This window comes from Chitinophaga sp. ARDCPP14, from assembly GCF_051362515.1.
In the GTDB taxonomy this organism is placed as follows: Bacteria; Bacteroidota; Bacteroidia; order Chitinophagales; family Chitinophagaceae; genus Chitinophaga.
The window spans coordinates 90,238-106,024 of sequence record NZ_JBKIXB010000007.1 but is presented as its reverse complement, the minus strand read 5'-3'; the positions used below and the strand labels follow the sequence as shown (position 1 = coordinate 106,024).

Below are 15,787 nucleotides of genomic sequence, written 5' to 3'. Positions count from 1 at the left end.
GACGACTGCGCGCATGTCTGTCCAATTATTATGGACAGGCATGCGCTTAGTGTCAGATAGTTGATTTTTATCTTAAAATTATTCATTTAAGCTTTTTTTGTAAAAATGCTGTCGGGTAAACATTGATAACATGATTTCAACCACCATAGAAGCATTTTCTGATATCGTAATATCGAAGGGGGAACTATTAACAATTGCTCACGCGCGTTCAGCGGCATTTCCATCCTGGTTTGCGTTGTTAATGGTATTCTTTTTTTTGAATTCCCGCGGCGTACATTTGTTGATTTTCCGAAAAGCTGCGTTAAAACGGTTTATGGAGTTAAAGCCACATTCAAAAGCTATTTCGGTGATTTTTTTATCCGTGGTAATTAATTTCCGTTGCGCATGCAATATCCTTTCCTGGATTACATAATCATTAATGGTCGTATCAAAAGCTTTTTTGAATATCACATTTGCATAATCCTGGTGTAACCCAATTGCTCTTCCGATATCAGCGATCTTAAGCGGATTCATATAATTTTGCGCAATATATAAAGCCATTTGTTCAACCTTCCCAATTTCACCGGCTTGTACTTGCAATCGTTCATGCTGTTTTAAAGGTAAGACCCTGGTGGCAAGTCTTATTAATCTGGCACGCATTTCATACAAAGTCGCTTCTCTATCATTATTTTCAGAAAGATCTTTCAACCAGTTTTTAAAAAGAAAGGTATCAAACAACGAATGCTCTCCCGGGTCTTCTATAATAACATCCCCTTTAAGTATGCTGTCAATAAAAAGGGCAGGTAGCTTCCATTCCAGAAACAGTGTTAACGGAATAGTACATACATAATACGGAGCAGAACATGTAGCGTCAACAATTTGATGTGGAATGAGCCCCCAGAACACACACAGGCTTTTTTCAGGAATAGTTATTTTAGCTCCCTGAAAAAGGTAAGTTATACCCCCGCTTATAAGATAGTTTATTTCGACTTCATTGTGTCTGTCCGGCTTTCTCATCAAAGCCGGTGTCCATAATTCGCACGTTAAACCGTACGGTTTAAATTCGCTTCGTCCTTCATCAAATGTATATAACTTCCCGGTATTTGACATGTTTATTAGGATATAAGGCTAGTTTTGATAGTATGTCGATGCTAAATTTACATTTTTAATTGAAATATCGGCACTTATCAAACTGGCACCGGGTAGGGTACCTTTTTCAATGATACTAAAATTACACGTATGAAAATTCAAAGTATTTTTTTCTTGCTGCTTATTTGCAATTGCTCACTTTATGCGCAGCATACTACTGAAAAATGGAAAGTCTTTGAATTAATACTTAATGGGTCAACTGAAGGAAATCCATTTACAGATGTGAACCTAACAGGCAGATTTATTAAGAACAAGGATACTATTTCTGTTCCTGGTTTTTACGACGGCAATGGCATTTATAAAATCAGGTTTATGCCTCCAAACGAAGGAAAATGGAACTATGTAACTTTAAGCAATGTCAAAAACCTTACTAATAAAAAAGGAAGCTTTGTATGTACTCCCGCGCAAAAAGATAATCATGGTCCTGTAGCAGTAAAAGACAGTTTTTATTTTGCATATGCCGACGGTACCCCACATTATTCGTTTGGAACCACCTGCTATAGCTGGGTACACCAGGGTGATAGTTTGGCCGAAGTAACGCTCCAAACATTATCGAAGGGTTATTTTAATAAAATGCGCATGTGCATTTTTCCAAAGAGCTATGACTGGAACAATAATGAACCTGTGTATTATCCTTTTGAGGGATCACCGCTAAAAAACTGGAACTATAACAAATTAAACCCTGCCTTTTTCAGGAACATCGAAGAAAGAATAAAGCAGCTCGATTCACTAGGCATTCAAGCAGACCTTATTGTTTTCCATCCTTACGACCGTTGGGGATTTAGTTCGCTCGACAGAGCTACCGACGACCTTTATATCAATTACATCATTGCACGATTCGCAGCTTTCAAGAATGTTTGGTGGAGCATGGCCAACGAGTATGATTTTATGCAGAATAAGAAAATGAGTGACTGGGACTATTATATTGAGCAATTCGCTACTAAAGATAAGTTTCACCACCTCCTTAGTATTCATAATGGTGTTCGGTTCTATGATCATACCAATCCCTACATTACGCATGTAAGCATTCAGGAAGAAAACACTTATAAGGCAAAAGAGTACAGGGCGAAATATAAAAAGCCTGTTATTTTTGATGAATGCAGATATGAAGGAAACATACCGTGGTCGTGGGGTAATTTAACTGCTCAATCCATGACTGAAAAGTTTTGGAGAGGTTTTACCAATGGAGGATTTGTAGGACATGGAGAAACTTATGTTACTGAAGATCCTATCCGGCTTCCTGGTAAATCATCCGATATTTTATGGTGGTCGAAAGGCGGTGTGATGATAGGAAAAAGCCCCGATCGGATCAAGCTCCTCCGCCAGATTATTGAAGCGGCGCCCGGGGAATTAAAACCTGTTCCTTTATTTACGTGGGCACCATTTTCATGCGTCGGCATTGAACATGAATACTATTTGGGGTATTTGAATGATGCACAACCGCGGAGCATTGTTATTGATCTTCCTACAGACGCATCCTACAATGTTGAAGTGATTGACACATGGAATATGACCATCACACCATTGGAAAAGAAATTTTCAGGACACAGCTTAATCGGGTTACCGGGAAAACCATATATTGCTGTGAGAATTGTAAGAAATAAGTAGGATAGCAATGTACCTCATCATAACTAACGGATATCTCTATTTATTCATTTACCTGTTAACAACTGCAATTACCATCCCATCATGTTCTTTAATACCAACGGTTTGCAGAATAGTAGCTGTAACATTTTTGTTTTCCTTCAGGCTTTCATTTAACCGAAATCAGTGGCATTTATCCGGCATTTTTCTAAATACAAAAAGCCTGTAGATTTTGCATCTACAGGCTTTAACCATTTTAACAATGTGGTTGCGGAGAGTCAGGGATTCGAACCCCGGGACCTGTTACAGTCAACAGTTTTCAAGACTGCCGCAATCGACCGCTCTGCCAACTCTCCAGGGACGCAAAAGTATAAAAGAAATTGAAAATAAAAAAAAATTCGGCTATTATTTTTTAAACCCGCCAGCAGCAAGCCTTCCGGAAATAAAAATCCCGGTTTACAACGCGTAAACCGGGATGGTATGATAAAAATGACGGACCTAAGCGATCTGTTTCGTATAGTGATTCAAAAACTCAGCTGATGGTCTTTCGCTTTGATCCGTCATTTGCAGTGGCTATTTCCAACCGCCGCCCAAAGAACGGTACAGGTCTACCATCGCATTGAGGCGCTGGCGGTCTATATCGGCCTGGGCCAGTTCAGCCTGCAGGGAACGTGATTGGGCAGTAATTACTTCGAGGTAGTTAGCCATACCGCTGCGGAACAGCAGCTGAGCCTGTTGTACTGCCAGTTGCGCAGTATTTACCTGGCGGACAGCAATTTCCTGCTGCACCTTTACTTTGTCCAGCTTTACCAACGCATCACTAACCTCTCCTACTGCTGTAAGAGCAGACTGCTTAAACTGGATCACCGCTTGTTCACGTTGAATTTTAGCTACTTCCAGTTGTGTTTTTAACTGGCGGCGCTGGAAGATAGGCTGTGCCACACTTCCGGCCACTGTACCAAACAGGGAAGCAGGAAGATTAAACCAGGTGCTGGCTTTGAAGGCATTTAATCCGCCACTGCCGGTAATAGTGAGCGTAGGATACATACTACCCTGCGCCACGCCTACCTGTGCATTAGCAGCTACCAGTCCCATTTCGCTGGCGCGTACATCCGGGCGGCGGCTGATCATGGCCGCAGGAATACCTGCCGGCAATGAGTCCAATACCTGGAAGTCGCTCAGTTTGCTGCTACGTGTAATCGTCGACGGTAGCTCACCGGTTAAAATGCGTAACGCATTTTCCTGGATGGCAATACCTTGTTCCAGTTGCGGGATCAGCAGTTCCGCAGTTTGTTGCTGCGAAATAGCCTGTTGCACACCCAGCTCTGTTACATCACCGGCGGCTTTCTGCAGGCGGATCATCTTTACGATGGTGTCGCTGAGCGCCAGGTTTCTGCGGGCCACACTGAGCTGGTTGTCCAGCATCAGCAGGTTGAAGTAACTGTTGGCAATAGCTGCCACCAGCCCGGTTTGCACGGCGTGCTCGCCTTCGTACGACTGCAGATAGGTAGCCAGTGCGGCTTCTTTCTGACGTTTTATCTTACCCCAGATATCAATTTCCCACGACATGCCCACACCGATATTAAAATCTTCGATATGGTCGCCGAGGTTATTAACAGCAAGGTTCAATCCATTAAAACTATTCTTGGAAGGGAAGTTGGTACTGCCCGATGCGGTAGCTGTAAAAGCCGGCAACCAGGCCACTTTAGCCTGTTTCAGGTAAGCCTGCGCCGTTTCCACTCTTTTCACTGCCAGCTGCAGATCGTAGTTGCCGGTGAGGGCCTGGCTGATCAACTGCTGTAAGGTGGCATCTGTAAAAAACTTCTTCCATTCTATTTCTGCTATGCTGCTGGTGTCTGAAGGCGCAGTGTCATTATTGAACTGCTGCGGCAGCGCCACCGGGGGCCGCTCGTAATTGCGGCCTACCCGGCATGCTGCTAACCCTACAACTAAGGAGAACAACAAAAAGTAAAATGAGCTATATCTTGTTTTCATTTGTCTTTTTTCTGAATCTGATAATATATTTTTCTGCCGCTATTAATGAACCAGCTTTGCCTGATGTTCTGCTTCCACTGCCACTATCGGCTTACGGCTGATTTTCTCTTGCAGGAACTGGAAAATTACAAACAGCACAGGTATGATGAATACCCCCAGGACCACCCCGGTAAGCATGCCACCTACAGTACTCCAACCGATCGAATGATTGCCTTTGGCAGATGCACCTTGCGTAAAGATTAATGGCAACATACCAACAATAAAGGCAAAGGAAGTCATCAATATTGGACGAAGACGAAGCTGTGCTGCTTCCAACGCCGCCTCAACAAGCTCATAGCCCGCCCTTCGCCGTTGTAGGGCAAACTCCACAATCAGGATCGCATTTTTTGCCAATAATCCAATCAGCATGATCATACCTATTTGTACGTAGATATTGCCCTCTATGCCGCTAAAGCCAATGAAACTATATACACCTAATATACCCGTAGGTACAGTAAGGATTACTGCCAGTGGCAGGATATAGCTTTCATACTGTGCAGCCAGCAGGAAGAATACGAACAATACACTCAATAAAAACACGAACGCAGTTTGGTTCCCGGCTCTTATCTCTTCCCTCGTAATACCCGTAAACTCATAGGCATATCCTTGTGGCAATGCCTTTTTCGATACTTCTCCAATGGCTTTAATTACATCACCGGTACTATAACCTGGTTTGGGTGTAGCATTAATGGTAACAGCACTATACAGGTTGTTTCGTGTAACTGTTTCCGGGCCATATACACGTGTGAATTTGGCCACTGTACTTACCGGTACCATCGTACCCAGGTTGTTCTTTACATAAATAGCATCCAACGAACTTTTATCCATCCGGTATGAAACATCGGCCTGCGCCATTACGCGGCTATATTTCCCGAAACGGTTAAAGTCTGAAACGAAGCTACTTCCATAATACGTTTGCAGCGTATTCAACAAATCACCAACAGATACACCCAATTGTTTCACTTTTATATCATCTATATCAATGGTGTATTGTGGATTCCCCGTATTAAAAGTAGTGAACGCACTTGCCACTTCCGGCCGCTGACTTAATGCACCAATAAAACCCCATGCCGTTCCTGCTAATTTCTCCAGCGATCCGTTTGTTCTGTCCTGCAACATCATTTCTACCCCGCTCACATTACCAAAACCCTGTATTGTTGGAAAACCAACAAAGAAAGTCAGGGCATCATGTACTTGCATTGATTTGCCTAACAAACCGCCAGCAATAGCAGTCGGGTCTTTTACAGCACCTCTCTCCTTACGATCTTTTAACCGTACAAATATCGCAGCATTAGGGGAAGCGTTCGCATTTGTTACGAAGTTCATCCCATTTGCAGCCCATACATCGCTCACACCCGCATCTTGCATCGTAATTTTACTGATCTGGCTCGTTGCATTCTCCGTTCTGCTAAGTGAACTACCGGGAGGTGTTTGGGTAATACCAACTACAAACCCCTGATCCTCATCCGGAATAAACCCGGTAGGTGTTGTTTTAATCAGCAAAACTGTAGCAACCACCACAAGCAATAATCCGGTAATGGCCACCCATCTGTTCCTCAGCAGGAATTTGATGCTCCGTATATATCTTGCCGTCATTGCATTAAAAGCGGTATTAAACGCATCGAAGAAGCGGGCACCAAAACCTTTTTTCTCTCCACCTTCGCCTATATGCTGGTTCTTTAAGAATAATGCACACAACGCCGGACTTAGCGTTAACGCATTCACCGCAGAAATAACGATAGCAATGGCCAGTGTAAAGGCGAATTGTTTATAGAATACGCCTGCAGGACCTTGCACAAAGCTCACTGGTACAAACACTGCTGCCATTACCAATGTGATCGAAACAATCGCACCGGATATCTCACTCATCGTTTTAACTGTTGCCTCTCTTGCCGGTAAATGCTCACGTTCCATCGTTGAGTGTACGGCCTCCACAACCACAATCGCATCATCCACCACAATACCAATAGCCAGTACCAGTGCGAACAATGTAAGCAGGTTAATACTAAAGCCAAATAATTGTAAGAAGAAGAAGGTACCTATAATCGAAACAGGAACAGCAATTACCGGGATCAATGTAGAGCGCAGATCTTGCAGGAAAATGAAAACCACAATGGCCACCAGGATGAATGCAATGATCAGTGTTTCTTTTACCTGGTCGATAGATGCATCCAAAAACTCCTTCGAGTTGTACATGATCTTAAACTTCATACCATCGGGTAACGCCTTATCAAATTCTCCAATCTGGCGTTCCAGTTCGGTAAGAATTTCATTGGCATTGGAACCCGGTGTTTGCAAAATACCAAAACCAGTAGCCGGTTTGCCATCGAGCAAATTCGAGGCAGTATAAGTATAACCACCAAGTTCAACCCGGGCCAAATCTTTAAGGCGAAGAACAGAACCATCGTTATTTGCCTTAATCACCATGTTTTCATACTCTTCAGGCTTGTTCAACTTTCCCTTGTACTTAATAATATACTCGAAAGATTCTTTACTACTTTGTCCCAAACGCCCTGGTGCAGCTTCTACGTTCTGATCTTTGATCGCATTCATCACTTCTGTTGTAGAAAGATTATTAGCAACAAGCCTGTCGGGTTTCAACCAAACACGCATCGAATAATCTTTTGAACCAAATGGCTGTACCTGTGCCACCCCTGGTATACGTTGTAACTGAGGGATGATATTAATTCTTGCATAGTTATTTAAGAACAGTTCGTTATACTTAACGCTATCCTCGCTATATATCGCCACAAACATCAGGAAGCTGCTCTGCACTTTCTGTGTAGAAAGCCCAGCCTGTAATACTTCGGGAGGCAGCTGGCTATTAGCTTTAGATACGCGGTTTTGTACGTTTACCGCCGCAATATCAGGATCCGTTCCTTGTTTAAAATAAACTGTCAAGGTGTAGCTACCATCGTTGTTGGAATTGGAGGTCATGTACGTCATGTTCTCCACACCATTTACCGATTCTTCTATGGGGGTAGCAACTGTACGGGCTATCACCTCCCCGTTGGCGCCAGGGTAATTGGCGATAACCTGTACAGATGGCGGCGCAATCTCAGGGAATAAGGCCGTAGGCAGGGAGAATAAAGACAACGCTCCCAGTATAACCAATATGATAGAAATAACCGTTGATAACACCGGCCTTTCAATAAATCGTTTTAACATAAATAACAATTATGGGTTGCGGTATGTCCGCACGAACACAAACAGTGCATGTGTGTAACAACACTGCCTGCGTCACAATTTGAATAATGTTTTGTGTAAACGTTCTTAACACTGGCGTGCTTTCACGCTTAACTATTTTAAAGCAGCGGCTTTGCTTTCAACAGGCTATCTATAGATACCATCTGTGGCTGAATAACAACACCATCTTTTAAACCACCCATCATCATGGTAGATTGAGAAGATAATACAATCTTATCTCCCACCTTAACGCCATCAGTAACAAAATAATAATTAGACGTTTTGCCAGAAATGGTTAGTGGTTTTGTAACGATTTTATTACTATCGGCCACTGTATAAACAAACACTTTGTCCTGCAATTCAAACGTAGCTTCCTGAGGAATTACCAATGCAGAAGCATGTAAAGTAGGTACTCTGACTTTACCGGTACTACCACTTCTAAGTACTCCTTGTGCATTAGGAAAGCTGGCACGTAAACTAATTGCACCAATAGTTTTGTCAAACTGCCCTTCCACTATTTCAACTTTTCCTTTTTCAGGATAAACACTTCCATCTGCCAGGATTAATTCTACCGGTGGCATTCCTTTTACTTTTTCAGCAACACTATTACCTGGATATTTTTCCTTGAATTTGAGGAAATCGGTTTCACTCAAAGAAAAATAAACACGCATATCCTTTACTTCAGAAATAGTAGTCAATGCGCCTGTCATTCCCCTGCTAATAAGGCTTCCCGTTTTAAAGGGAATACTACCTACATAACCATCGCTGGGTGCGCTGATATTTGTGAACCCAAGATTGATACGGGCGGCTTCTACCTGGGCCTGTGCCTGGGCAACATTAGCTTTCGCTGAATTGTAACTTGCTTCGGCCGATTTTAATTGAACATCCGATACCACATTATTACTAAGTAGCGGTTTCAATTTATCAACATTGATTTGTGCATTCTCTAATGCCGCTTTTGCAGCTTGTAAATTTGCAGTGGCATTGTTGAGTTGCTCTGCATAAGGTCTGCTGTCGATCGTGAAAAGTGTTTGACCTTTTCTAACGTAAGCACCTTCATCTACTGAAATATTCGTTAGATAGCCATCTACCTGTGGTCTTATTTCCACATCACGGGTTCCTTCTACCGAAGCAGGGAAATCCTGAAAGGTTGTAGCAGGTAATGTAACTGCTTTAATTACAGGTAAAGATGCTGGTGGCGGAGCCTCATTCTTTGCCTGCGATGTGCTGCAGGCAGACAATACGGAAAGAACAAAAAAACTATAAAGTAAGCCTGCCGGCAAATTTGTAAACGTTGATTTAAATGGTTTCATACTACTTTGTTTTAAACGACTAACAATAAAATTCCCCGGTACGATCAAGGCCAATAAAAGGCAGCCTTGCTTCGCAGCAATCAATATCAGTGACAGCAATCGGGTTGTGAAATACAGGTAGGTAGCCCCGCAACACTCAGACACCTATAATGTTACAGCACATTATACGTTTGAGCACAGCAATTTGTTACTACTGTAAAAAAGAAAATTGAAGGTTTGCGGTCGGCCGCTAAAAAATTCTCATCGGTTTTCAAAATTTAGAATGATGCACGGGCGACATCATTATTTTAAACACAATGCAAAAATAGATATTTAAAGTTAACGCACGTTTAAATTATTACGGGTTTAATTGTACTTTTCACGGATACTCTTTTGAAATGATGCAGGCGTGAATCCGGAATGCTTCTTAAAGAAACGGTTAAAATAGGCATCATCTTCAAAATTCAACTGCGCAGCAATCTGCTTAATAGAGTGCTCACCCCAGTACAGCAGGCGTTTTGCCTCCATGATCCGTTTCTCGTCAATGATGAATTTAGCATTCCTTCCCAGCAACGCCTTCACCGTGTCATTTAAATGTCCCGGTGAAACGTACAACATTTCTGCATAATCCGATACCTGCGCTTTCTCATGAAAATGCTGATCTACCAGCATCTTAAACTGCCGCGCCATATTATATTGCGAACTCTCTGCATTCATCCAGTTACCGGAAGGTTCAGAAATACGCCCGCACGCTATAATAAAAGCGTTCAACAGGTTACGGATGATGGCATCCTTGCGTAATTTGTTGCTGTTATACTCTTTCCTGATCAAATCTGCATAAGACAATACTTCCTCCAGCTGCTCTTCGTTCAGCGGAACCATACCGGAGCTGAATACACAGCGCCAGCAGCTCACCACTCCCTGCATTTCGGGCACCAGGAAGTCGTTGGTGAAGTAAAGATTAATGAGCTCCGCATCAGGATCCATCTCATGCTGATGCACCTGGTTAGGTTCCATCAGCATGAGCGCCGGCGCTTCCATCTCGTATTTTTTAAAATCAATCACCTGCGTTATGCGGCCCTTGATCAATATATCTATACTATATCCATTGTGACGATGCGGAATGTTCAGATCACCTGCGCACTCATAACCATTCCACTCCCCCATGAAAAAGTTGGCCCCTTCTGCGTAATCACAGTTATAAACCTGTACATCCGAATTGCGTGTTACAACACGTTCTAATACTTCCATTGGTTTAATATTTTACGGTAACCACCATTTAAATTTTGACGCGGTAAAGATAGGTTATTAAATAATCTTGCTCCAACTATACGGCCTATAGATAATCTCTATACCACCTCAGGGTATCCGTTATATCATTTCCCTTCCTCTACCTTTTCAGCAGGTTTTTCCTGCACCAGCACAAGATCGCTCAGCTTCACATTGATAGGAATATTACCAATTTTGACAATAGCACGTTTATCACGGATCTCCAATACCTTGCCCACCTGCCTGTTGGTAACAATTTTCACCTGGGTGCCTACCTCTATCTGGCCTTTGATCTCCTCAAATTTGTCCTGTACTTTTTTGTTGAGTTGTTCAGTATGCTGCTTTTCACGCCGGCGGAACAACAGGATTTCTGCCTGCTTCATTACTTTCTCCTTATCATCGGCACGTTTCCACTCTATCACGATCTGCTTCAGCTTCCGCTCCATATCCTTCAGATACTGCAGGTCATCTTCCTTGATCTGGTTCTGTAACTTCAGTAAAGCATATTGCTGCTGCTTACGCTCTTTGTCGGCCAGCACTTCATATTCCTTCTTCAGGCGCTCGTTTTCCTTCAATAACTTCTGCAGTTCCTTTTCTTTGCTTTCTACTTTCTGCAGATCCTGTTCGGCTTTGTTCAGCAGCTTATCCAGCTGGAAATGCCCCTCATCCACCAGTTTCTTAGCGCGCGCAATCAGCGACGGATGCAACCCGATCCTTTCAGCAATAGAGAAGGTATACGAACTGCCGGGCTTACCCACCATCAGCTTATACATAGGCATCAGGGTTTGTTCATCGAAGCCCATGGCCCCGTTAACGATCCCCTTTACCTTGTTGGCCATCACTTTCAGGTTCAGATAGTGCGTGGTAACGATACCGTACGCATGTTTCTTAGCCAGTTCCTCCATGATCACTTCCGCAAAAGCGCCGCCCAGGTTGGGATCCGACCCGCTTCCCAGTTCATCTATAAAGAAAAGCGTTCTGCCGTTGGCGTTTTCCATGAAATATTTCATGTTTTTGAGATGGGAACTGTACGTGCTCAGCTCAAACTCCAGCGACTGGGTATCCCCGATATGGATCATCAGTTGTTTGAAGATCCCGATCTGGGACGATGGATGTACCGGCACCAGCAGTCCCGATTGCAGCATCAGCTGAATAAGCCCGATGGTTTTCAGGGTCACCGTTTTACCACCGGCATTGGGTCCGCTGATCACCAGGATATGCGCATCTTTATCCAGGTTGATGCTTACCGGGATGGTAGGCTTCTGGTTTTTCCTGTTATAAAGCAGCAACAGCGGGTGATAAGCCTGTATAAGATTAAGCTGTGCATGCGGCAGCAGCATGGGATAGTTTGCGTCCATATCCAGCGCCAGCCTGGCTTTTGCCCGGATAAAATCGAAAGTACCCAGGATTTCGTGGTAGCCGTTCAGCAAAAACGAAAAACCACTTAATGCGGCCGTCATCGCTTTGAGAATACGGTATACCTCGCGTCCTTCTTCCCTTTCGAGCGACTGGATATCATTATTCAGCTCAATGGTTTCTTCCGGTTCCAGGAAGGAAGTCTTCCGCGTATCGGATTCGCCATGAATAATACCCTTTACCATGCGCTTATTTTCGGCGTAAATAGCCACAACCCTGCGTCCGTTGAGGAAAGCCTCTTCCTGGTCGGCCAGGTAATTGAGCTTTTGCAGCTTCTGCAGGATACGGTCAAACACGCGGCGCAGCTCTGTACGTTTGCGGTACAGCGAAATACGGATGCGGGCCAGTTCCGGGGAAGCGTTATCCCTTACCTGTCCCAGTTCATCCAGCACTTCATCAATGGTAGCGGTGATCTTTTTCTCGTAATGGGTTTCTTTGATCACTTCATACAACGCGGAGTACTGGGTACGGCGGTCGTGATCAAAGAAACGGACAATGCTATGCATGCTTTCTGCCAGTTTACGCAGCAGCATGGCCTGTTCCCCGGTTAGTACAGCGCCTTCAATAGAAAGCAGGCGGAGTTCTCTTTTAAGGTTCAGGATGAAATCGTTCGGAAAATTTTCCTGTAACAGGGTGAGTTGTTTATATTCATGTGCCTGTTGCAGGGCGGTTTTTACGTAATCTATATGCGTGTGCAGGCGGAGCGCTGCGGCCATTTCCTTGCCGAGCTCTGTTTTGCAATGCTCTTGCAGCAATGCCTGTACTTTGTCGAATTCCAACTGCATCAACGCAGATTCAGGAAAATATTTCAAGTGTTATTTATTTAAAGTAAGAAGGCACCAACAATCAGGTATTGTTCGTGTCTGCGTAAAAGGTTTACGTTCATGTGCGCGTAAAAGCGCTGCCAACATGGTGGCGGAGAAAGCTGATCCGGGAAAATTATTAATTCTTGTTCATCTTTGTTGTCATTATGCTATCAAACGTTATCCGGCAATTCCGGCTTATACTATCGGTTCCTGCTGCTGCTGACGTATGCTTTTGGGCGGTTTTCAGGGCGCTCCTGGGTTCCTGGAAACTGCAAAAGAATGTTAAAGTTACTTAACTTGTCGCTCTCCTCCATCATATATTACGTAAATTATAAAAAGGAAAGGCTCTTTAAAGATGCCAGGAATAGCTGCAATCCCTTAACAGCATTACATTCCGGACATATAAAAAAAGCTGCATCTTTGAAATTTTTATTTTTATGAGAAAATATTCAATATTCATTTGCCTGATTGCAATGGCGTTTTCTGCCTGTGCCCAGCAAAAAAAAGACAAAGTGCCCGGAGATATGGAAGTAACCAACAATGGAAAAACGGCTACCGCTACCTTCGGAGGCGGCTGCTTCTGGTGTACAGAAGCTCAGTTTCAATACCTGGACGGTGTAACTAAAGTAGAATCCGGCTATGCCGGCGGTGATGTACCCAACCCTACCTACGAGCAGGTATGTACCGGTACTACCGGCCATGCGGAAGTGATCCGCGTTACCTACGATACGTCAAAGATCAGCTACGAAGAACTGCTGCAGGCTTTCTGGCTGAGTCACGACCCCACCCAGCTGAACAGGCAGGGCAACGACGTAGGTACCCAGTACCGCAGCGTGATCTTCTACAATAACGAGGACCAGAAAGAGAAAGCAGCGTTTTATAAGAAGAAACTGCAGGAATCCGGCGCGTACGACAAACCTATTGTAACGGAAATTGCGCCGCTTACTACCTTTTATGAGGCGGAAGATTATCACCAGAACTATTATAACCAGAACGGATCACAGCCATATTGCACTTTTGTGATCAAACCCAAACTGGAGAAGTTCAAAAAAGCATTTGCCGGACACCTGAAAAAGCAACCCTAAGGGGAGATAGTGCATGGGGAGTGCATTGATAGTGCATTGGAAGTGCATCAGAAGTGCATGAGAACAGTATTCATAGTGCATGGGTTAGGCAATGCTTACCCATGCATCAGGCATCTGAGAAGTATTGGTGAAGTAACAGACAAACATCGTCGACCTCCCCTCTACCGCATTTATTGCTGAATCCTAAAAAACTTTTATTAACTTATGCAGCAGTTAATAAAAAGTTCCACCATTAATGAGCACTGTACAAGTATGTCCCTGGTGTGGGAGCACGGATCTTATCCGTACCATACCGGAAAAAGACCCATTTCACGTACTGTTTATCTGCCAAAGCTGTCAAAAGGTAGTGAACGACCAAACAACCCCGGAAAACCGGAAAAACATCATTACTAAACGTACCATCGAGGAAAAAGCGATACAACTGAGCCTGCATTCCGGAAAATTGCATGCCGTTAAATACTACCTGACAGAAATGAACAAGCTCCCCGGCACCAATATTGGCCTGCTGGAAGCTAAAGAGGCCGTGGAGGCGCTTATTGGCGCCCGTGGGGTAGCCAGTGCAGTGAAGCAACCCAGCCGGAATGGCTGCGTAATTGCCCTTATCGTACTGGTTCTCATCATTGCCAGCGTAGTTTACTTCTATACCCACAGATAAATTTTTCCATTCTCCCCTATTATCGTACTTTTGTACTGTAATAAAGTCGATTACAGAATGAACAACGGAAGATTTCCCATATCACTGCATATACTCACGCTGATGGCCAGCGCGGAAGGGGAACTGTTGTCGTCCGACTATATTGCCGGCAGCATTAACATCAACCCGGTACTGGTTCGAAAGGAAATCAGCAACCTCCGCAACCACGGGCTCATAGAAAGTAAGGAAGGTAAAAACGGAGGCGCCACCCTGGCAAAACCAGCCGATAAGATCCGGCTCTCAGAAGTATACCACGCCGTACAACAGGCTTCCCTGCTGGGAAATAGCAAAAATAAGCCCAACCCCGACTGCCTCGTAGGGAAACAGATCAACCAGCATCTGGACAACCTTTACCAGGAAATTGAAGGCGCACTGCTGCTTAAACTGGACAAAACAAGCCTGGCGGACTTCTTACGCCAGTTCGCATAAATTTTATCATCAACGGCATTGCTGCCATCAGGAGGAATAGCATGCAACTCAACGATCTCAGGAATATTACCGGCGAATTTAAAAACAGCGTCCGCATGCCCGTTATGTTTATCGGGCACGGAAACCCCATGAACGGTATCATGGACAATCCCTTTACACGCGCCCTCAGCAGCATGGGAAAGGACTTGCCTCAAAAACCTAGCGCCATCCTGGTAATATCCGCCCACTGGCTCACCAAAGGCACCCACGTGCTGGTAGCCCCGCAACCGGAAACCATCCACGATTTCGGCGGATTCCCGGAAGCACTTTACGCGGTACAATACCCCGCACCCGGCGCACCGGAACTGGCCCGGGAAACCAAACAGCTCATCACTTCCACTAATGTTATAGAAGATGACCACTGGGGCCTCGATCACGGCTCATGGACGGTACTGAAACATATGTATCCTATGGCCGATATCCCTGTATTCCAGCTGAGCATCGATTATCACCAGCCACCGGAATACCACTTCAAACTGGCGGCAGAACTGAAAGCACTACGGGATAAAGGAGTACTCATCATGGGCAGCGGCAACATTGTGCACAATCTCCGGCAGGTAGTGTTTACAGACAATGCCAAACCGTTCGACTGGGCCCTTTCCTTCGATGAAACGGTGAAACAGAAACTGGAACAGGGCGCCTTCGCCGACCTGGTAAATTATCATACGCTCGGCCGGGAAGCGCAATTGTCCATCCCAACCAACGATCACTATCTCCCAATGATCTATACACTGGGACTGGTAAATAAAAATGAGGAAATAAAATTCACGTACGAAGAAATACAGAACGGAAGTATCAGTATGCGGTGTTTTAAAACCGCTTAAT

General features: G+C 44.3%; 11 protein-coding genes and 1 tRNA gene. 5 read left to right on the top strand and 7 right to left on the bottom strand.

Translation table 11 applies throughout. The features are described from left to right. Nucleotides 1–198: 198 nt before the first annotated feature. Nucleotides 199–1,089, bottom strand: a complete 891-nt coding sequence (locus ACLHR0_RS19915) for a helix-turn-helix domain-containing protein (protein ID WP_436488941.1) — start codon at nucleotides 1,087–1,089, stop codon at nucleotides 199–201. Between the two features lie 129 nt (nucleotides 1,090–1,218). Here ACLHR0_RS19915 and ACLHR0_RS19910 point away from each other — a divergent pair, with 129 nt between their 5' ends. Next, complete coding sequence (locus tag ACLHR0_RS19910; RefSeq protein WP_436488940.1) at nucleotides 1,219–2,736, top strand: DUF5060 domain-containing protein; 1,518 nt, start codon at nucleotides 1,219–1,221, stop codon at nucleotides 2,734–2,736. Nucleotides 2,737–2,983: 247 nt separating this feature from the next. On the opposite strand, the gene ACLHR0_RS19905 is transcribed toward ACLHR0_RS19910, so the two are convergent. From ACLHR0_RS19905 to ACLHR0_RS19880, 6 genes are all read right to left on the bottom strand, one after another. Continuing rightward, a tRNA-Ser gene (locus ACLHR0_RS19905) sits at nucleotides 2,984–3,068 on the bottom strand. A gap of 217 nt (nucleotides 3,069–3,285) precedes the next feature. Then, entirely contained in the window at nucleotides 3,286–4,707 is a 1,422-nt protein-coding gene (locus tag ACLHR0_RS19900) for an efflux transporter outer membrane subunit (RefSeq protein ID WP_429050336.1), read from the bottom strand. 42 nt (nucleotides 4,708–4,749) lie between these two features. After that, entirely contained in the window at nucleotides 4,750–7,914 is a 3,165-nt protein-coding gene (locus tag ACLHR0_RS19895) for an efflux RND transporter permease subunit (protein WP_370907886.1), read from the bottom strand. A 137-nt stretch (nucleotides 7,915–8,051) separates the two neighbouring features. Continuing rightward, nucleotides 8,052–9,245 (bottom strand): efflux RND transporter periplasmic adaptor subunit, encoded by a 1,194-nt coding sequence (locus tag ACLHR0_RS19890; protein ID WP_370907887.1) that lies wholly within the window; start codon nucleotides 9,243–9,245, stop codon nucleotides 8,052–8,054. Nucleotides 9,246–9,590: 345 nt separating this feature from the next. Beyond that, nucleotides 9,591–10,475, bottom strand: coding sequence for a helix-turn-helix domain-containing protein (locus ACLHR0_RS19885; protein ID WP_370907888.1), 885 nt, complete (start codon nucleotides 10,473–10,475; stop codon nucleotides 9,591–9,593). A 125-nt stretch (nucleotides 10,476–10,600) separates the two neighbouring features. Next, nucleotides 10,601–12,721, bottom strand: a complete 2,121-nt coding sequence (locus ACLHR0_RS19880) for an endonuclease MutS2 (RefSeq protein ID WP_429050344.1) — start codon at nucleotides 12,719–12,721, stop codon at nucleotides 10,601–10,603. 431 nt (nucleotides 12,722–13,152) lie between these two features. On the opposite strand from ACLHR0_RS19880, the gene msrA reads away from it, so the two are divergent. The 4 genes from msrA (at nucleotide 13,153) to ygiD (ending at nucleotide 15,786) form a co-directional block, all read left to right on the top strand. Further along, nucleotides 13,153–13,800 (top strand): peptide-methionine (S)-S-oxide reductase MsrA, encoded by a 648-nt coding sequence (msrA, locus tag ACLHR0_RS19875; protein WP_370907890.1) that lies wholly within the window; start codon nucleotides 13,153–13,155, stop codon nucleotides 13,798–13,800. A gap of 235 nt (nucleotides 13,801–14,035) precedes the next feature. Then, nucleotides 14,036–14,455 carry a hypothetical protein gene (locus ACLHR0_RS19870; protein ID WP_436488936.1) on the top strand — a complete coding sequence of 140 codons (420 nt, stop codon included), beginning with the start codon at nucleotides 14,036–14,038 and terminating at the stop codon, nucleotides 14,453–14,455. A gap of 57 nt (nucleotides 14,456–14,512) precedes the next feature. Further along, nucleotides 14,513–14,923 (top strand): Rrf2 family transcriptional regulator, encoded by a 411-nt coding sequence (locus ACLHR0_RS19865; RefSeq protein WP_429050347.1) that lies wholly within the window; start codon nucleotides 14,513–14,515, stop codon nucleotides 14,921–14,923. Nucleotides 14,924–14,964: 41 nt separating this feature from the next. After that, a complete protein-coding gene (gene ygiD / locus ACLHR0_RS19860; protein WP_436488933.1) occupies nucleotides 14,965–15,786 on the top strand; it encodes a 4,5-DOPA dioxygenase extradiol in 822 nt (273 codons plus the stop codon). The last annotated feature ends 1 nt before the right edge of the window (nucleotide 15,787 follow it).